This window comes from Paenibacillus sp. J22R56 (genome assembly GCF_056269375.1).
Window position 1 is genome coordinate 616,091 of record NZ_JBWDNV010000002.1, and the last position, 19,284, is coordinate 635,374.

Annotated in this window: 14 protein-coding genes and 1 riboswitch; of the genes, 12 read left to right on the forward strand and 2 right to left on the reverse strand. The window is 46.2% G+C overall.

All coding sequences use genetic code 11. The features are described from left to right. Positions 1-11 precede the first annotated feature (11 nt). Genes AC0YNT_RS06810 through AC0YNT_RS06830 form a run of 5 tightly spaced genes read left to right on the forward strand, consistent with a single transcriptional unit; the run spans position 12 to position 5,449 of the window. The gene (locus tag AC0YNT_RS06810) at positions 12-1,013 is read left to right on the forward strand and encodes a phosphotransferase (RefSeq protein ID WP_475803872.1); all 1,002 of its coding nucleotides are present in this window, start codon (positions 12-14) and stop codon (positions 1,011-1,013) included. Positions 1,014-1,072: 59 nt separating this feature from the next. Further along, the gene (locus AC0YNT_RS06815; RefSeq protein ID WP_475803873.1) at positions 1,073-1,993 is read left to right on the forward strand and encodes a polysaccharide deacetylase family protein; all 921 of its coding nucleotides are present in this window, start codon (positions 1,073-1,075) and stop codon (positions 1,991-1,993) included. Between the two features lie 42 nt (positions 1,994-2,035). Further along, positions 2,036-2,995, forward strand: coding sequence for an AAA family ATPase (locus AC0YNT_RS06820; RefSeq protein ID WP_475803874.1), 960 nt, complete (start codon positions 2,036-2,038; stop codon positions 2,993-2,995). Continuing rightward, positions 2,937-4,115 carry a DUF58 domain-containing protein gene (locus AC0YNT_RS06825; protein WP_475803875.1) on the forward strand — a complete coding sequence of 393 codons (1,179 nt, stop codon included), beginning with the start codon at positions 2,937-2,939 and terminating at the stop codon, positions 4,113-4,115. Before AC0YNT_RS06820 ends, AC0YNT_RS06825 begins: the two co-directional genes overlap by 59 nt. Beyond that, positions 4,112-5,449, forward strand: a complete 1,338-nt coding sequence (locus AC0YNT_RS06830; RefSeq protein WP_475803876.1) for a DUF4129 domain-containing protein — start codon at positions 4,112-4,114, stop codon at positions 5,447-5,449. The genes AC0YNT_RS06825 and AC0YNT_RS06830 overlap by 4 nt, the downstream gene beginning before the upstream one ends. 1 nt (position 5,450) lies before the next feature. Here the strand turns inward: AC0YNT_RS06830 and AC0YNT_RS06835 are convergent, their stop codons facing one another. Then, positions 5,451-6,428, reverse strand: a complete 978-nt coding sequence (locus tag AC0YNT_RS06835; protein ID WP_475803877.1) for a YpdA family putative bacillithiol disulfide reductase — start codon at positions 6,426-6,428, stop codon at positions 5,451-5,453. Positions 6,429-6,627: 199 nt separating this feature from the next. Between AC0YNT_RS06835 and AC0YNT_RS06840 the strand changes: the two genes are divergently transcribed. The 3 genes from AC0YNT_RS06840 to AC0YNT_RS06850 all read left to right on the forward strand — a co-directional run bounded on the left by AC0YNT_RS06840 (position 6,628) and on the right by AC0YNT_RS06850 (position 11,042). Continuing rightward, the gene (locus AC0YNT_RS06840; protein WP_167273861.1) at positions 6,628-7,161 is read left to right on the forward strand and encodes an ADP-heptose synthase; all 534 of its coding nucleotides are present in this window, start codon (positions 6,628-6,630) and stop codon (positions 7,159-7,161) included. Between the two features lie 308 nt (positions 7,162-7,469). Beyond that, on the forward strand, positions 7,470-9,215 hold the full coding sequence (locus tag AC0YNT_RS06845) for an ABC transporter ATP-binding protein (protein ID WP_475803878.1): 1,746 nt from the start codon (positions 7,470-7,472) through the stop codon (positions 9,213-9,215). A gap of 18 nt (positions 9,216-9,233) precedes the next feature. Further along, positions 9,234-11,042 (forward strand): ABC transporter ATP-binding protein, encoded by a 1,809-nt coding sequence (locus AC0YNT_RS06850; RefSeq protein WP_475803879.1) that lies wholly within the window; start codon positions 9,234-9,236, stop codon positions 11,040-11,042. Here AC0YNT_RS06850 and xerS read toward each other — a convergent pair. Beyond that, entirely contained in the window at positions 11,039-12,142 is a 1,104-nt protein-coding gene (gene xerS / locus AC0YNT_RS06855; RefSeq protein ID WP_475803880.1) for a tyrosine recombinase XerS, read from the reverse strand. The genes AC0YNT_RS06850 and xerS overlap by 4 nt on opposite strands. Positions 12,143-12,375: 233 nt before the next feature. Here xerS and sleB point away from each other — a divergent pair, with 233 nt between their 5' ends. The 4 genes from sleB (at position 12,376) to AC0YNT_RS06875 (ending at position 19,215) form a co-directional block, all read left to right on the forward strand. Continuing rightward, on the forward strand, positions 12,376-13,041 hold the full coding sequence (gene sleB / locus AC0YNT_RS06860; protein ID WP_475804086.1) for a spore cortex-lytic enzyme: 666 nt from the start codon (positions 12,376-12,378) through the stop codon (positions 13,039-13,041). Positions 13,042-13,220: 179 nt separating this feature from the next. Continuing rightward, complete coding sequence (rpiA, locus tag AC0YNT_RS06865; protein ID WP_475803881.1) at positions 13,221-13,895, forward strand: ribose 5-phosphate isomerase A; 675 nt, start codon at positions 13,221-13,223, stop codon at positions 13,893-13,895. Positions 13,896-13,913: 18 nt separating this feature from the next. Beyond that, positions 13,914-14,663: a metallophosphoesterase family protein gene (locus AC0YNT_RS06870; RefSeq protein WP_475803882.1), complete on the forward strand. Its 750-nt coding sequence runs from the start codon at positions 13,914-13,916 to the stop codon at positions 14,661-14,663. A gap of 238 nt (positions 14,664-14,901) precedes the next feature. Beyond that, positions 14,902-15,106, forward strand: a riboswitch (cobalamin riboswitch). Positions 15,107-15,252: 146 nt separating this feature from the next. Continuing rightward, a complete protein-coding gene (locus AC0YNT_RS06875; protein WP_475803883.1) occupies positions 15,253-19,215 on the forward strand; it encodes an S-layer homology domain-containing protein in 3,963 nt (1,320 codons plus the stop codon). Positions 19,216-19,284: the final 69 nt, after the last annotated feature.

Genomic DNA, 19,284 nt, shown 5'->3' on the forward strand with positions numbered 1-19,284 from the left:
GGAAGCACGGTTTGAAAGAGTACGAAATCGCTGCACTGATTGAGCAGTACCGACTCGATTCCGATTGGATGATTGTGCCGGGAGACAGCGGGATGAACAACACAACAAGAATGATCAAGGCAGGCGATGAACGTTACGTGCTTCGCATCTACAACAATCATCGGAATAGGGATATTGTTAAGCTGGAGCATCATGTGTTATATGCTCTTCACGAGCAGGAGCTTGGATTTCAAATCCCAGTTCCCGTGTTGAATCAGTCGGGTGAGACAATTTCCCAATGTGAAGATGGGGCACTTGCAGCCATGTATCAATATATTCCGGGAGAACGGCCGAAAGCTGTTCACAAACCACATATTCAATCGCTTGGTCAAATCGCTGCTAGATTGTCTAAAGCTCTTGGGAAACTATCGATTCAGCAAGCTCCTATTTATGACCCGTATTACTTAATTGAAGAGACTTACTCTTCCCTTATCCAAGATGAACTTCCCATGATTATTCAGTCATCTGAGAAGTTTGTAAATCTGGCGGACAAAGCTGCTGTAATCATGAATCAATTAAAAGGTCTTTCCGTCAAAATGAGAGAATTGCGAGGATTACCACATCAATGGATTCACGGGGATCTAAATTTCAGCAATACAGTTGCTGACCGCGATTCCATTATTGGTGTTCTGGATTTTGAATTTTGCACGATTGATGTAAGACCAATGGAGCTGGTTGTTGCTCTCATCGACTTTTTCAAAGGTGAGGATTCAGAAATTTGGGAGTCGATTCAGCTATTCTGTGAAGGGTATGGCCCAGAAGGCAGTCTGACACAGGAAGAGTTGGAAGCGTTACCGCTTCTCATTAAGCTTCGTGTGCTGGATGTGTTTCTCCACTTCACGAACCGCTTCAAGGAAGGGCTCGATGAGGCAGACATTCTAGCAGGCTTCATCGATCAGACATACCGGATTTGCGAATGGGTAGACAGTAATGAGAAACAGCTGCTCGAGCTGTTTCAAAGTAGGCTTATGTAGGGCAGATCAAGTCAGGCATAGTTCGTTAATGTTGCTAATTGTAGAGAGGATGAGTCGATATGAACGTCGCAGAATCACTTGGATATGGCAGCCAGGAACGATTGTTAATTATTAATGCAGATGATTTTGGGTTATGTCCATCCACGAATAAAGCAATTGAGCAGCTGCTTCAAGAGAATGTGGTAAGTTCGGCAACGATTATGATGCCTTGCAAGTCCTCTAAGGAAGCGGCTCTTTGGAGCGCCAAGCATCCGGGGTACGATGTCGGCATTCATTTTACTTTCACGAGTGAGTGGGATGCTTACCGGTGGGGGCCAGTGAATAAAGGCAGTGATACGCAGTCGCTTATTACTAGTGACGGCTATTTCCCGAAAGATTGTAAAACCTTTGAAATGCAAGCTGATCCGCGGCAGGTAAAAGACGAAATGATTGCTCAGATCGAGGCCGCTCTTGCTCTTGGGATAAAGCCTACTCATGCTGATAATCACATGGGAAGCTTGTATGGACTTGAAACAGGCAGACATTTTCTGAAAGAAGTGTTTGAAGTGTGTGCGGCATATGGCTTGCCTTTCCGGCTGCCTCGTAAGGTTGCTGCAGCTAATGAACAGATGGTCCCGCAAGAGCTTGTGGAACAGGCAAGGCAGCTTGGCTTATTAGCACATGCGATGGGCGTTGTCGTCCTTGACTATTTGCTCGGATTACCTTTCCCGCTAAAACCAGGTGAGACGTATCAGTCCGTCAAAGCGGATCTCAAGCAGCTGCTTCACCATCTTCAGCCGGGTGTTACGGAACTGTTATTCCATCCATCGCTCGTGACTGACGAGCTGCTTGCTTTCCATGGTCAACCTGAGAAGCGGGGAATGGAGTTTCAATTGTTCCGAGACCCGGAAATCCAGCAGACGCTTAAAGCGGAAGGGATTCGGGTTATTCATTGGAGAGATCTTCAGCAATTGCAGAAGACAATTTACGGTAGAGCGTAATAGCAACTGGAGCCATTCGATAACGAAAAAGGAGTCTTGTACATGTCATTCCAATCGATCAACCAATTAGCAGAAAAGCTGAATACGAATATTGGCCGGGTTATTGTCGGCAAAGATAATGTCACTGAGCTGTTGTTTATCGCATTAATTACTTCTGGTCATGTCCTGCTCGAAGACGTTCCTGGCACGGGAAAAACCCTGCTCGCCAAATCACTCGCACAATCGCTCAAGCTTCAGTTCCGCAGGGTACAATTTACGCCGGATTTGCTGCCTTCCGACCTTAGCGGTATTCAATATTATAATCAGAAAGATGGCGGCTTCGAGTTTCGTCCGGGGCCGCTCTTCACTAATCTGCTGCTTGCCGATGAGATCAACCGGGCGACACCACGTACGCAATCGAGTCTCCTCGAATGTATGGAGGAGCGCCAGATCAGTGTGGATGGTGAGACCAAACGATTGGACAAGCCATTTATGGTTATTGCTACTCAAAACCCTGTGGAGCATCAAGGGACCTTTCCATTGCCGGAAGCTCAATTGGACCGCTTCTTATTTAAAATCCAGATGGGTTACCCCACAACGGAAGAAGCGCTTCAAATTCTTAAACGGTTTAATAATGCCGATCCGCTGGGCCAGCTTGAGCCGGTAGCGACAGCAGCAGATATTGCAGAGGCACAGCGTCGTTACGCGGAGGTTCGTGTATCCGATGAAGTGCTGCAATATCTCTTGCAATTAATTGAACGTACTCGTTCCAGAGAAGATGTTAATATCGGTGTCAGTCCGCGTGGCAGTCAAGCTTTACTGAGAGCATCACAGGTGCATGCAATCTTGCGAGGCCGGGATTACGTCACGCCGGATGATGTGAAAGCAATGGCAAAGCCGGTTCTTGCACATCGATTGTCTCTTAAAGGGATGCACAGATCTCATAAGCAGGCGGAAGTCATCATTGAAGATATTATCCGGCAAACCGCAGTACCTGCGGAAGCTGGGATCGCCTCCCGATAGTGGTGAGCGGATGATTATATTCTGGGTCGCATTCGCAGCTATTCTTGTGTTTTTCCTGCAGGCAAAATTATTTCACCGATATGGTCTAAAGCAAATTGGCTATGAACGGAAATTTCAAAAGAGGGTCAGTTACCGCGGTGAAACCATTGAGCTAGTCGAGCAGCTAACGAATGCCAAATGGCTGCCTGTCCCATGGATGAGGGTAGAATCACAATTATCGTCGGACTTATTATTCCATCGTCAAGATAATCTCGAAGTGAGCAGCGGTACGCTGTCTCAAAATCATAAAAGCTTCTTTACCTTAATGCCAAATACTAAGATTACAAGAAGACATCGCATTGTTTGTACGAAGCGCGGCTGGTACAAACTGCAATCGGTTACAATGACAGCCGGCGATCTCCTCGGCTTTATTCATCAAACAAAGCAGATTGCTTTAAATGGAGAGCTTATCGTTTATCCTACACCTGCTGATGTACCCGTTCATGAGCTTCCATCACATAGCTGGCAAGGGGAATTATCCGTCAGGAGATGGATTGTCGAGGATCCGTTTGTGGTGATGGGAACACGGGATTATCGTTCCGGTGATACGCATAAGATGGTGAATTGGAAAGCGACGGCTAGAGCAGGCAAGCTGCAGGTGCATCAATATGATTATACCGCTGATCGCAAGCTTATGATTTATTTGAACGTGGAAGACAATGAGAACATGTGGCGAACTGTTAATGATGAAGAACTAATCGAACATGGAATTGAATGGGCAGCTGGAGCTGCTCAATCGGTTATTCAAAGCGGGATGGAAGCGGGCTTCTGCACGAACATGCCGATTATCGGTGAGTTTGGCAGCACACTCATCGAACCGCGCAGCGGCGGCGGACATTTGTCTGAAATATTCGAAGCGATGGCGAAGCTGGAGCTGCTCCGGACAGAGCCGTTTATCGATCTGCTGACTCGGGAAGCAGATAGCGGATATGCGCAGCGTGATGTTCTGGTGATCTCAACCTTCTGGAACGATCAGCTGGAATATCAAGCTGACAGACTGCGGCGTAATGGCAATGCAGTTGTTCATTGGACCCTTACCGAACAGCCTAAAGCAGAGCAGCAGGAAGGTGAAGCGGGATGAACCAATCCAATTCGCATAATCTGATAGGGCTGCGACTGCTTCAAGGAAGTATAGAGACATTATTCTACTTGCCGCTTCTATTTATTGCCGCTTTCTATGCTTCAACCAGCAGCTTTATGGTTTCATGGCTGCTTACGCTTCCAATCGTATATACGTTAGGAGCGTTATGGATTCGCAAAGTGAAAGTAAATCGCAGGATTTACCGTTTGCTTATTGCCATCCTGCTCGGTGCGGGGCAGACGATACTATTATTGGCTGTATTAATAGCATTTAATGCTGAGCTTCCAGGTATAATGGTTCTTATACTAGGCCTGTTAGGAGCTTTCATTTCTACTAATGGGATGAGAGCAGCTACAAAAGGCTGGTATGTAGCATTCCCGAATACGCTTATGTTTGTAAGTGTCATATTGTACGTGATTCTAACGATCGCAGCTCATCTACGTGAGCAGCTTGAGCCGTATTTTACCTTCCTGACCATATGCGGGATTGCAGCACTCGTTCTTTTACTTTATATCATTAATGAAAGACTACTTACGTACGAGACTCATTCTGGCGGAGCAATCCAATCTGCTACGACCAAAGTATTCAAACGACAAAACAGGTTTATGCTTAGCATCGTAGCTGTATTATTGCTCATTGCAGGGTTGTTCCGTCAGCTCCAGAGCTCCATCGAAGCATTCTTTCACGTTGTCATGAATCGGATCATGGATTGGTTGAACAGATCAGAAGAACCAGTCCAGGAGCCACCTGCAGATACACCACTTCCAGAGCAAAGTATTATGCCTCCGGTTGAAGCTAATCATCCTCCACAATGGTTGATATGGCTGGAGCATCTTGCTAAATACATCGGCATAACTTTGTTGATCATTGGCCTCGCGGTCCTCTTATTCTTTGTTGGGCGAAAGCTTTATCAGCTCATCAACAAAGCATTGGGCCGGATATGGGAGCGTGCAAGTGATAGGAAGGACAGTGCTGAAGGGTATACCGATGAGGTGGAAAGTCTCGTGTCACAGTCCAAATGGACTGACAGATTCCTTAAACCTGGCAAGAAGAAAGAAGCCCGCTGGGAGGAACTGCGTACTACGGGAGATAAGGTTCGTTATCTGTACCGTTGGTTCGTTGCTGGTGCGACGGGGAAGGGATACTCGTTTAAGCCGCATTTTACCGTTAAAGAAACGGGCTCAGATATTCTTGCTTGGCGTAATAAGCCTCAGACCAATGCAGATGTTGAGCAGCTGACTCGCTTATATGACGAAGTACGGTACGGGGGACAGGAGCCAAACGAAGAACTCGTCCAATCCCTGAGAAAGAGACTGGACGAGCAAAGGAAGTAACTTATTTAAGCGATGCGATATATTGGGCGATCTTTGTACCATGAAAGCGTCCGGATTCAATGAAAATTTCATTCGCTTCATGCTTGGAGGCGACGACACCAGCCAGAAACAGGCCAGGGACGTTCGTCTCCATTGTTGTTTCATCAAAGTAAGGGAAGCCTTCTTCCTCAATCTTCACGCCTGAGCTTGTCAGGAAATCACGGTCAGGATGGAAGCCTGTAAGGGCAAGTACAAAATCATTGGCTACAGAATGACGGCCTTCCGGATTTTCTACGATAACATGATGACTGTCGATTTCAACGACACGAGAATTAAATAGCATACGAATGATACCGTTGTTAACTTTACCTTCGAAGCCTGGTCTTACCCAAGGCTTAATACTCCGTGAGTAGTCGGCCCCACGATAAATAACGGTAACCTTTGCACCAACACGTTCAAGCTCAAGTGCAGCGTCAATGGCTGAGTTGCTTCCACCGATGATCGCAACCTCCATGCCGGTATAGGGATGAGCTTCACGGAAGAAATGCGTCACCTTATCCATCTGCTCGCCAGGGATGCCGAGATAATTCGGATGATCGAAATACCCGGTTGCGACAACGACGTAACGCGCTTCATATTGCTTCTCTACGCCGTATCGATCAGTGCTTGTTAGATGGAATTGGCCGTCTTCCTGGCGTTCAACCCGAAGTACAGTCTCATATGCATTTACGCGAACATTGTTGCGCAGCGCTGCCGTCCGATAGTAATTGATCGCTTCGAGGCGGGATGGTTTATCATTTGGGGTTGTGAAGGGGATATCCCCGATTTCCAGCTTTTCCGGTGTGCTGAAGAAATGCATATAAGTAGGATACATAGAGATAGAATGGGCAATATTACTCTTCTCAATAATAACGGGATGAAGTCCGATCCGTTCAAGCTCGATAGCAGCAGCGAGGCCGCATGGTCCTGCTCCGATAATGATTGCTTCTTCTTTTATCATGCGTGGAGCCTCCTCAATGATAATTTCAAATATAGCGCTGTTGAGCTATATTTAATTACTCATAATTCGTAAACATAGTAACGTTCATTGTACCGCTACCTGCGGATTTAATGCAAATTTGGCGAATGGCTATCTTGTACAGGGTTTGGAATATTGTATAATAATGTGGAACCGTGGTTAGCAGAAGGAGGGGTCAAACATGCGACGGCGATTTGTTATAGAAGCAGTAATGGTTGCAACGTATGGACATCTTCTCATTCCGAGCCGTCCAGTTGATTACGTCGTGCCTTATTCATCGATACTTGAGCTTTACGATATGAGAGACGGGGCGGAACCCGTCATGGATGACTTGGATGACGATGCGCATGTGAAAAGTAAAATTGGGGAGCTCATTACCTTTTTCGAAGATCCTTTGAATCGAAAAAAAATCGAGCGCTCGATGCAGGTGCCGTGGAAAGAAAGCTCTCCGCTCATTTTGAATGATATGATTCATTTCACGATTGTGCATGCTGTAGATAACGCACATTATGGAGAATATTTCGATCCAATCGAGACAGAGCTGCTTCTGACAAGTTCGAAGCTGCAAATCCCGCTCTTGTCTGACCAATTCGAGTTTCAAGATAAGCTGCTGGAAGCAAGAGTCCCTGTCCAGATCTATGATATCGAAGACTTCGAGTTTGCGGTGGAAGAAGGCATTTCCATGACGGACGCAAGTCAATTGGGCGATTTGTAAAATAGATAGCGATTCGACAAAATCAGCTATTGCGTTAGTAAGAGTTGGTCTGTTACGATACGAACAGATTATATGAAAAATATTCCGAAGGAAAGAGGTGTCCGGCATGTGGAATCAACAACAACAGGCAATGATTGTTTATGTTCGTTCTTCCAAGCATGCCGTACAGGCCGCCTTCGCGATACGACCACGTTAAGCGGGTAACTTCTGCTTATTGCTGTTCGATCGGTACGAGGATCTCGAGCCTAGTTACGGCTCGAGGTCTTTTTTTGTTCTTTTTTAAGCAGAGAGGGGAGGCAGAAACACAAGTGAAAGTACTATTGCGTGTATTAGCTTATGTAAGACCAAGCGCGAAATGGGCGGCTGTAGCGATCGTTATTATGATTTTCGCCACGATGTTTGACCTGGTAGCGCCATGGATATTACGGGAAATCTTCGATGAAGGTATTAAGAAGAGCAATGTATCTGTCATTATGTGGCTGACATTACTCCTAGTTGGGGTTCAGGTGCTCAAAAGTGCAGGGATGTTCCTGCAAGGTTACTCCCAAGAGCTCGTTGGGCAAAACGTAGTGCTTAAGCTTAGGGAGCAGATGTATGCACAGCTGCAGCGGTTATCTTTCTCCTATTATGACAAAGCGCAAACTGGGCAGTTAATGTCACGTATGACTGGTGATATCGATGCGGTCAAGAACTTTGTTGGTTTTGGTGCGATGGGGCTGCTGACAGGATTATTAACCTTTGTTGGTACGATGATCTTTATGTTATGGATGAACTGGCAGGTAACACTGATCAGCACGGTGACGATTCCGCTTATTCTGCTTGTATTGTGGTGGTTCAGTAACAAGGTAGGTCCGGCATGGTCCAGTATTCGGGAACAGACCGGACGACTGACGACTACGCTGCAGGAAAATATTGCAGGCATCCGTGTTGTGAAATCGTTCGCAACGGAAGAAGCCGAGCAGAAGAAATTTGCTGAACGGAACAAGCAAAACTTTGATACCAATATGGAACGTGCAAAGCTGGAAGCGAAAGCCTTCCCTTTAATGGGCTTGTTCGGCGGCCTGACATTCGTCCTGATGATCTGGCTGGGAGCCGTCTATGTCGCTCGCGGTGAGATGACACTTGGTACATTCATGGCATTCCAATGGTATACATGGGGTATTATTTGGCCGCTCAATATGCTCGGCTGGCAGATCAATATTATGCAGCAGGCGATTAAGGCGGCACCACGCGTATTCGAAGTGCTGGATACCCCTTGCGATATTGTATCGCCAGAGGCTGGTGTAACGACAGACAACATGCGCGGGAAGGTATCCTTCCAAGACGTGTCTTTTTACTTTAATGATCAAGATCCCACAAAGGATAATCCAATACTTAACGAGATTAACTTCGAAGTTAAGCAAGGTGAAGTTATCGCCGTATTGGGAGCAACCGGTTCGGGTAAAAGCAGCTTGATCGCCTTGCTCTCGCGATTCTATGAAGTGTCGTCAGGCCGGGTGTTGATCGACGGTGTAGATGTAAGGGAATATGAGCTCGACGGCTTGCGCCGCAGTGTCGGCATCGTGCCGCAGGAGACCTTCTTGTTCTCCGCATCGATCCGAGACAACATTGCATACGGGTATCCGGATGCCACAATGGAGCAAATCGAGCATGCGGCAAGAAAAGCACAAATTCATGATTTTATCGTAACGATGCCTCATGGCTACGATACTTTAATTGGTGAGCGTGGCGTTGGACTATCCGGTGGACAAAGACAACGTGTTGCACTGGCTCGGGCGATCTTAATGAATCCGCCGATTCTGGTACTAGATGAAGCAACCGCAAGTGTTGATACCGCGACGGAGTCTGCCATACATGAAGCGCTGCTCGAAGTTATGAAGGGCAGAACAACCTTTATTATCGCACAGCGGTTATCTTCCATTCAGCATGCTGACCGTATCCTTGTTCTGGAGCAAGGGCAGCTAATCGAGCAAGGTACACATAAGGAATTAAGCGAGCGGAACGGATTCTTCCGCCAATTATTCGAGCGTCAGAAGCTTGCAGCCGGACGTTAAGGGACAGGAGGGGAATACATGAGTCAAGTGGAATGGGATGACGACAACGAGATTGAGGAGAAACCGTTTAATCTCGTCTATATGCGAAGGCTGCTTGGATATTTGAAGCCATATCGGAGGCTGCTCAGCATCATTATCGGCGTTGTCCTGATTAATATGATCTTAAGCCTTGCGGAGCCATTGCTGCTTGGGTATTTGATCGATGAAGGCATTACAAAAGGTGATTTTACAGCTATCCATCTATTTGGTATATCCTTGCTTGGTATCAAGCTGGTCGGCTGGGCCTGCGGCTGGGCGCATACGAAATATATTAACTTTACAGGCCAACGTATCTTGTTCGATCTGCGCCAGCAGCTGTTTAATCATTTGCAAAAGCTGTCATTCCGATTCTTCGACGGACGTCCAGCTGGTAAGATCATGTCTCGTATCACGAATGATACGAATGCGATCGGCGAGCTTATTAACGGCGGTCTGATCACCACAGTTATGGAAGTTACGCATCTGGTAGGGATCGTTGCAATCTTGCTTTGGATGGATTGGAAGCTGGCCTTGTTATCCTTTATTATGATGCCGCTGCTGTATCTGATTGTGAATCGGCTACGTCCTCGGATTGAAGGAGCATGGACTCGTTCACGTAAGACGATGTCAGCGATTAACGGGCATCTAAATGAGACGATTCAAGGTATTCGTGTTGTGCAAGCGTTCTCTCGCGGGCAAAAGAACAGTATGCGCTTCGAAGGAATCAACCTCCGCAACAAGCAGGCTTTTATGCGGGCCATTATGCTTGAATCTACCGTATACCCGCTCGTTGAATTGGTCGGGATGATTGGTACGTGTATCGTGATCTGGTTTGGAGCGCAACAAGTGATGGATAACGCGCTGACAATTGGTTTCGTCATGGCGTTCATCAACTACTTATGGCGTTTCTGGGGACCACTTAGCGCATTGTCCAAGGTATACAGTCAAGTACTCTCGGCAATGGCTTCTGCAGAGCGGATCTTCGAAATTCTGGATACCGAACCAGAGGTGACAGACGCGGCAGACGCTCGCCGTCTACCAGCGATTCGTGGTGAAGTGGCATTCGAGAATGTATCATTCCGGTACGAAGACACGAAGCCGGATGTGCTTCATGGGGTAAGCTTCACCGTCCGTCCAGGACAACGAGTGGCATTAGTTGGTCCAACCGGAGCGGGGAAAAGTACAATCGTCAATCTGTTAATGCGATTCTATGACTCAACCGGCGGTAAGGTGAAAATCGACGGGTTAGATGTGAAAGACGTTACGCTGGAATCCTTGCGGAGACAGATGGGTATCGTGCTCCAAGACTCGTTTATTTTCTCCGGGACTATTGAGGAAAATTTACGTTACGGCAATGACGGGGCAACAAGGGAGCAAATGCTGCAGGCAGCTGAAAGTGTAAGGCTCGATCGGGTTGTTGCTCATATGAATGAAGGATATGAGACCGAGGTGGAGGAACGTGGTTCGAAGCTGTCGGTCGGTCAGCGGCAATTACTTGCCTTCGGCAGGGTGCTCTTGTCAGATCCACGAATTCTTATTCTGGATGAAGCCACTTCAAGTGTCGATACAGAAACGGAGCAGCACATTCAAGAAGCTCTTGAGACTCTGCTAAATGGCAGAACCGCCTTTATTATCGCGCACCGTCTGTCGACAGTACGCGATGCGGATCTGATCCTAGTTGTAGAGGATGGACGAATTACTGAGCAGGGCTCGCATAATGAATTAATGAGACATGGCGGTATCTATGCAAAGCTTGTGAATACGCAGCTTAACATGCAAGAAGCGGTATTATCACAGGTGCAGGCTTAATTGGCATTCGCTGCTTCGCTTGCTTGCTTGATCCGGTCGATCGCTTCAGCCATTGTTTTATCTGTAAGGTGGGCATAGATTTGGGTCGTCTCGGGAGAGGCGTGCCCAAGCTGCTCCTGCGTCATATAAATATCGTTACGCAAGTAATAATCGGTTGCAAAAGAATGGCGAAGCTTATGTACACTTAAGTAAGGTTTGCCGAATCGTTTCGCATATTTGATCACCATTTCCTGAATGGCACGTTTCGTCATTCGAGAGCCTTCTTTTTTGCCATTCGCTATGGCAAGGAAGAGGGCTTTTTCGCGTTTTGGCGCTTTGTAATGAGAATCACGCATTTGCAGATAAGCGGTAAGTGCTTCTACGGCTTCCTGACGGAAATAGACAGGTGTCTTGAAGGTATCATCGTTCTTACCTTTGCGATATACGTAGGCGAGCTTTTTTTTCACATCAATATCATCTGCGTTCAGATTCACAACCTCCGATACCCGGAGACCGGAATGCAGAATTAAGCTGATAATACAGCAGTCCCTCGTCTGATTCAGCTTGTAAGAATAAAGGGCTTGTTTATTAGAAGCAATATCTTTCTCATAGTCAGCATGGATATAAGCGAGGAACTCGGATATTTCCTCTTCCTGCAGTAGTTTTCCCTCTAGTTTCGCAGCTGTATCCTTTGGCTTATGAGTCCGCTTAATCGAGACTTTGGCCATCACGTTCCGCTTCAGAAGTGGGTAGAACTCTTCATCCTCCGCAATCTGACTCAAATAATGAAAGAGCGATCGAAGAGAGGATAGTTTGCGCGTAATTGTTGTTCTTGTATTGTTGTGGTTTGGATTGGTCGCAAGAAACATCCTGAAGCTGTCTATGCTGTCCATATGCAGCCTCTCCAGCTCAATAAGTTGAACATCCTTCACTTTGACCGCGTCAGATAATCCCTCTCCAATAAGCCACCCCATAAACGTCTCGTAATCTCTTACATACTCCAGCAAAGAAGAGGGAGACAAGTCCGGAAGCTTAAAGTTAATAAATTTCTCCACATACCAGGGCATCAATGGAACCCGGCGGTCAAGCTCCTGCCGATCCTTGATTTTGATCACATTCAATGCTGTTCACCTCGCTATCTTTCTTCCTATATTGTACCAATTCAATCGAAACGGAACAATGCAGGTAATAGGAAAGCACGGAAAAAGTTAGCTTAGCAAATAAATGTAATTAATGTATTCGGGTTACTATTCCTAATTATCTATGGTAAACTCGTTTGAAACCAGCCGTTACACATCAAAATAATTCCAATTAATGATTTCATACAATTATTAATAAAATGAGAGGAGCATTAATATTGATTAATAATCAAATTTATAAATATAGTATTACCATTATTCTAGCATTTATTATGACGGTAGGGCTTCCGCTTCAAGCGGCTCAAGCCGCCGCTCCAGCTACATTAAGCTATGGCAACTATGGGGAAGACGTACCGGATTTGCAGTTCCGTCTGAAGACGCTTGGTTATTTCGATAACACAGCGATCACGACGTTTTATGGCAAAATGACAGAAGAAGCTGTTCGTAACTTCCAAGCGGATTACGGATTGAAGCCAGATGGGGTTACAGGCAAGAAAACATGGACGGAATTGAAGAAAGCATCCGTAAACCAGGAAGAGCTTGATTTGCTGGCACGGATTATTTATGCGGAAGCACGTGGTGAGTCGTATAAAGGCCAAGTGGCTGTTGCCGCGGTTGTGCTTAATCGTCTTGCATCTGACCAGTTCCCGAAAACATTAAAAGGTGTTATCGAACAATCTGGAGCTTTCACAGCAGTTGATGATGGACAGTATTACATGAAGCCTAATTCAACAGCCTATAAGGCAGCATTAGAAGCGCTTGAGGGCAATGATCCAACACAAGGAGCGCTGTATTACTTCAATCCGAAGACGGCTACTTCGAAGTGGATTTGGTCGCGTAAGCAAACCGTTCAGATCGGCAATCATATCTTTGCGGTGTAAGTAGACAAATGTGGGGCTTTGTATGAAGGATGCCCTAGCTCGGCTTGGTTTATGTGTAAAATAAAGCACATTGCCGCTCATGGAGTGGTAATGTGCTTTTTGTTATTGTATTTCCTATTATTCACCGCTTTGTTATACTAAAAATTAAATCATTTAAACAAATTATAAAAGGTGATCATATGGAATCGAAACGTATTGCAGCAGAAAAAGCGGTTGAGCTTGTGAAGGAAGGCATGAAGATTGGACTTGGAACGGGATCGACCGCTTATTGGGCAATCCAAGCGATTGGCCGTTTAGTGAAAGAAGAAGGGCTTGGCATACAGGCCGTTGCTACTTCTGTACAATCGGAGCAGCTTGCGAAGGAATGGGGCATCCCGATGATGCCTTTTGCAGAAGTGGACATGCTGGATCTGACGATCGATGGCGCAGATGAGGTGGATGCTGAGCTTAACTTGATCAAAGGCGGAGGCGGCGCTCTGCTGCGTGAGAAGATTGTTGCGGCTGCCAGTAAGCAGCTGATTATTATCGTCGATGAGAGCAAGGACGTTAAGCAGCTCGGCAAATTTCCGCTCCCAGTCGAAATTGTGCCGTTCGCTTATGAGCTGACAGTCAAGAAATTACAGCAATTGGGCTGTGAGCTGAAGCTTCGTATTAACGGTGAAGAGTTATTTGTAACGGACAACGGTAATTACATTGCCGACTGTGAATTTGGTGAGATTAAAGACCCTGCAGCACTGCATGATGATCTGAATCGAATTCCAGGTGTCGTGGATAATGGACTATTTATTGATATGGCTAGTCTTGTCATTATAGGTTCCGCAGATGGAGAGATACGGAGCAAAACCCGCCAATAAGATGGGAGGGTACGATTGATGAGCACAAAGATTGCAATTATAACGGATATTCACGGTAATTGGCCTGCGTTAAGAGCTGCTCTTCATGAAATTGATTCTTTGCATGAGGTCCAGCATATTTATTGTTTGGGGGATATGATCGGTATTGGTCCGAATACGAACGAGGTGCTGCAAGCCTTGTTCTCTAGGGAGGATATGTCCTATGTGTCCGGAAATCATGACGAGGCTGTGCTTGCTCTGATCAAGGGGGAAGCTTACCCGGAAAGTCATTTTCATTCCAAGCGGCATCATGAGTGGATCGCGGAAAGAATGGACAAGTCATTTGTTCCGCTGCTGGATGGGCTGCCTCGCTTGATCAGAACAGCTGAAGAAGGACAAAGTCAGCTGTTCACGCATTATCATATCGATCGCGATAAGTTTAAAGATCCCATCAGTACCGATCCTTTCAGCCCAATCGTTGAACCAAGTTTGCGAAATCTAGAACTGCTCTTTGACGGCTGTCAGGAACAGTTAATAGCGTTCGGCCATCATCATCCCGTTCATTATTTCCGAAGCGATAAACAAGTGTTTGTGAACCCAGGTTCTTTGGGATGTAATGATAAATCAACCGCAAGGTATGCGATTATAACCATTAGCAATCAGGGGATTGAAGTACAACTGAGGGAAGCAGAATATGATAATTCCGCATTTTTGGCATCGTATGCCAAACTCGATGTCCCGGAGCGGGAGTTTATATTACGAATCTTTCATGGGAATCAAGTTCGGTAGAGTATAGGGGTCGATGGTGGTACTTGGATTGGATTTTTATGGTCGGGGATGCTGTTTGGGGGACCTTACTCCGTCCGAGCTTGATAGGCTGTTTAATCTTTTGGTTGTGTGGAATAGTTTTGATCTTAATAGAAATAAAAGAAACGTGAAGTCTGCTGTTTTCCTGAGTATCTTTTTTTGTTTAGTAAAATTTGCATGACAAAACAGAAATAATTCGTTATGATGAGCAAGCAAATTGAATACGAGATAAGTTTCAGGTGCCAATAATAGCATTCGTCTGATCGATGATGCTATTGGATTGGTTAAAAGGGAAGTGGGTGCAAATCCCACGCGGTCCCGCCGCTGTAAGAGACGAGTCTATGCAAATATCCACTGGGTAACCGGGAAGGGTGCATAGGCGATGACGCTTGAGCCAGAATACCTGCCTGAATCTTTTTACACCACAATTCTACGAGCGATAGGAGGGTGTTCATTGTGCATGCTTATTTTGACATGTTTACATGATGGAACCCTTCAACTTTATTGAGTTGAAGGGTTTTTTGCATGTATTTCTATTGTCAGGTGTGAAGATAGAGAGAGGGAGTTTTCAATGAGAAAGAATAGAATTGTAATTTGGATGCTTGTTGCGGCATTGATGTTATCCGTATTTGCAACTCCGCTGCGTGTAAGCTATGCCGATCCAGCAGATAACCCAGAAGATTACGTCACGCTGGATGTAGAGAAGTTGACACTGGCGCAGGATACAACAGCTCCTACTATTACAGTGACTGGTCTGACGAACAATCAGGTTGTTACTGAGCAGCAGCTTGCCTTTACTTTGGATGTTACGGATAACGCTCCACAGACGATTGTTCCGGAAGTTACTCTGAATGGTAATCCGCTGCAGCCTGCAGCAGGTGACCAATATACAGCTGACCTTGTGTCAGGTGTAAATACGATTGTCATTAAAGCTAGCGACAATTCTGGTAATCAAGCTTCTCGAACTTATACCGTTTCCTATAAAACAAGTGCGGCCGCTACGATTGAGCAATTTATGGACCGTAATTTGGCTTATATATTGTCCAACGTCACCGAACCGATCTTCGGAACACTGAACGGCGAATGGACTGTTTTGACGTTAGCACGTGGTAATTATCTAGTTCCAGACGGTTATTACGACAGTTATTACAACAAGGTTGTATCGGCCGTACAAGATAAACAAAACGTACTTGATACTAGTAAATATACCGAGCACTCCAGAGTTATTCTTGCCTTGACTTCCATTGCCAAGGATGTGACGGATGTAGGTGGTTATAACCAATTAGAAAAGCTTGCTGATTTCAATAAGGTTATCGTGCAAGGAATTAACGGTCCAACCTTCGCTCTCTTGGCATTGGATAGCCATGATTATGAGATTCCTGTCATTGAAGGTGTAGCGGTTCAATCAACGAGAGAAAATCTGATTCAATATATGCTGGACAAAGAAGTGAAGAAAGACACTGAAAATGCAGGTGGTTGGGGCTTTGGCAATTTTGTTGATGTGGACCTGACCTCGATGGCGCTTCAAGCATTGGCACCTTATTACACCACCAATCCTGATGTCAAATCGGCGGCTGACCGTGCGGTTGCTTGGCTCTCCAAGTCACAAAGCAGCACTGACGGCGGCTATTCCTCGAGCGAAAGTATCGCTCAGGCTATTGTTGCGCTTAGCGCATTGGGGATAGATGCTAATACAGATCCACGTTTTGTGAAAAATGGAAATTCGCTTATTGATGCCTTCCTGTTATATGCCTTGCCCGATGGAGGCTTCAGACATACAAAGACAGGCGGCGTCAATGGGATGGCGACCGATCAAGGCACCTATGCCCTGGTCGCATATGATCGCTTCCTGAAACAACAGCATTCGCTGTATGACATGACGGATGTAACTCTTACAACTGATCCTGGCCAGCCTGAAAATCCAGGCGATCTGACTTTGCCTGCTGGTGATTCACCACAAGTAGTAGTTCCTAGTGATTCCACGGATTACCGTATACCAGTTACAGCTGTCGACAGCGGCAAACAAATCGGTATTACCATTCCTAGTGATAAAACATCTGAGATCAAGTTAAGCCTACCACTCAATACGACGCTTCCACAGATTGAAGCGGTAAAAGGAAATGCGTCGTTATTGATTCCACAAGGCGCACAAGTAACAGCCGGAGATTCGGGCAGCATTCATTTATTTACTACATTAAATACATCCGATTCAGCACTGCAGAATCAGATCAAAACGATAGTCTCGAATGGCAAACAGCTGGCTCAAGTATCACTTGCCTTCTCGATGGGCGGCAGTGCCCGTGTTCAATTCAATCAGTTCGTTACACTGACATTCAAAGGAATGAGCGGAAAAAATGCCGCCTACATCGAAGGTGGCGTAGCAACAAAGGTCACCCAATATGCCAGCGATGCATTAGGCCTCGCCAGCGGTAAAAGCGAATACGCGTACAATAACGGTTCTGATCTTGTTGTTAAGACAAATCATTTTACGGACTATGTTGCTTTCGCTGAAAGCACAACTGTTGTGGATGGAGGAGGCAGCAATCCTCCGCCGACAGCAACGAAATACGTCACGTTATCCGTTGATAAATTGACGATCAGCAAAGGGTATACCGTTCCAAGTACGAAGATTGAGCTGCGTACTGGTGATAACGCATGGAGCGTACTCAAACGGATTTTGGACAGCAAGGGTATTTCATACGATTACACCTTTACTCCTAAATATAACAGTGTCTATGTACAGTCCATTGCTGGTGACGGGGAATTTGATCACGGTGAAGGCAGCGGCTGGATGTACAACGTGAATGGAGTTTATCCGGACTTTGGCTCCAGCCTATATGAACTTAAAGACGGAGATAAGCTTCAATGGCGTTATACAACGGATCTTGGTCTCGACCTAGGTGTTGAACCGGGAGACTGGGAGACGCCAGATGAAGATGGCGGTAACAACAGTGAAGGTAACGGAAATACGGATGGCGATGGTGAAACAGGAGGAACTGGAGGTGCCGTTACTCCACCTGTTGCGAATGACTTAGAGAAGCTCTACTCAGATGCTCCCCAAATCTCGGATTGGGCGAAACGGGAGATTAAACGGGCATCGGAAAAAGGCTTCGTACAAGGAAGCAGCGGCAAGTTCTATCCGCAGGCTTCGGTTACAAGAGCTGAATTTGCCAAAATGCTAGTGTCGATCCTCATTCTTCCGACGACAGCGCTTGGGGCTGATTTCACAGATGTCACGACTAAAGACTGGTATTATTCCTATGTGAATGCCGTTGCGCAAGCCGGCTATATGAGCGGTTATGACAAGCATTTCAACCCGAATGTAAGCATCACCCGTGAAGAGATGGCATCGACAATTGTCCGTGCGTTAGGCATCAAAGCTTCACAATCAAATATGACGATTAAAGACTTACAGAATGCATCCGTCTGGGCGCAAACGGATATCGCAACCATCGTAGAAAGTGGCTTGATGACGGGAGCAAATGGCAAGTTTGATCCACATGAGAAGGTAACTCGCGAGATGGCTGCTGTTGTGGCTATGCGTTCGTATGACTACAAACAATCCGGTAATGGCAGTAATACGCCGGTTGACGCGAAACAGCTTGAAGTACAAGCGAAGATCAAGACGACAGCTGCGTTCCTGCAGCAAGCGGTAACCGACCCTGTCATTGCGAGTGTTGGAGGGGAGTGGACGGTATTAGGCTTGGCGCGTTCGGGCCTTCCAGTACCGGATTCCTATTATTCCAAGTATTCCTCGAATGTCGAGCAAACCTTGAAAGAGAAGGAAGGAAAGCTTCATTCTGTAAAGTATACCGAATATGACCGTGTCATTCTAGCTCTGACGGCTATCGGCAAAGACATCCACAATGTTGCTGGCTTTGACTTATTGAAACCTCTAGCTGATTACGAGACAGTAATCAAGCAAGGCATTAATGGTCCGATCTTTACGCTTGTTGCAATGGACAGTAAGGGCTATTCCATCCCAACCGATAGCAGCGTGAAGACTCAGACGACTAAGGAGTTGCTGATCGATTTTATCCTAAACCGTGAGATTGCAAGCGGCGGCTGGGCGCTTGGAGAAAACCCTGATGAAGCGGATGCGGATATAACGGCGATGGTCCTTCAGGCATTCGCACCGTATTATTCAACTGATACGAAGGTAGAAGCTGCCGTTGACCGCGGACTTGACTGGCTCTCGAAAGCTCAGCAAGCGGATGGAGGTTATGCAAGCGGTGGTGCAGCTAATTCAGAAAGTGCAGCTCAAGTTGTTGTTGCTCTAACGGCACTCGGCTTGGATCCACAGACCGATGACCGTTTTGTAAAAAATGGTCATTCGCTTCTGGATGCATTGCTCAGCTATGCGGCAGTTGGCGGCGGATTTTACCATGTAAAGTCTGGAAATGCGAGTAATGGGGGAGCGCAGCCAGGTGAAGTGGATTTAATGGCAACTGATCAGGCCTTTTATGCGCTGGTCGCTTATGACCGCTTCAAGAGCGGAAATACCCGACTTTATGACATGTCAGACGTACAATAAGCTTGATCTCAGCAAGGGCATTCATATGCCCTTGCTTCGTTATTTTCTTCAATGAAAGGTGGAAATAGG

Excerpts from the sequence above, each read along its gene's own strand:
- AC0YNT_RS06815 (WP_475803873.1), top strand. The coding sequence starts at position 1,073 with ATGAACGTCGCAGAATCACTTGGATATGGCAGCCAGGAACGATTGTTA.
- AC0YNT_RS06820 (WP_475803874.1), top strand. The coding sequence starts at position 2,036 with ATGTCATTCCAATCGATCAACCAATTAGCAGAAAAGCTGAATACGAAT.
- AC0YNT_RS06870 (WP_475803882.1), top strand. The coding sequence starts at position 13,914 with ATGAGCACAAAGATTGCAATTATAACGGATATTCACGGTAATTGGCCT.
- AC0YNT_RS06875 (WP_475803883.1), top strand. The coding sequence starts at position 15,253 with ATGAGAAAGAATAGAATTGTAATTTGGATGCTTGTTGCGGCATTGATG.
- AC0YNT_RS06840 (WP_167273861.1), top strand. The coding sequence starts at position 6,628 with ATGCGACGGCGATTTGTTATAGAAGCAGTAATGGTTGCAACGTATGGA.
- AC0YNT_RS06850 (WP_475803879.1), top strand. The coding sequence starts at position 9,234 with ATGAGTCAAGTGGAATGGGATGACGACAACGAGATTGAGGAGAAACCG.
- rpiA (WP_475803881.1), top strand. The coding sequence starts at position 13,221 with ATGGAATCGAAACGTATTGCAGCAGAAAAAGCGGTTGAGCTTGTGAAG.
- AC0YNT_RS06835 (WP_475803877.1), bottom strand. The coding sequence starts at position 6,428 with ATGATAAAAGAAGAAGCAATCATTATCGGAGCAGGACCATGCGGCCTC.
- AC0YNT_RS06830 (WP_475803876.1), top strand. The coding sequence starts at position 4,112 with ATGAACCAATCCAATTCGCATAATCTGATAGGGCTGCGACTGCTTCAA.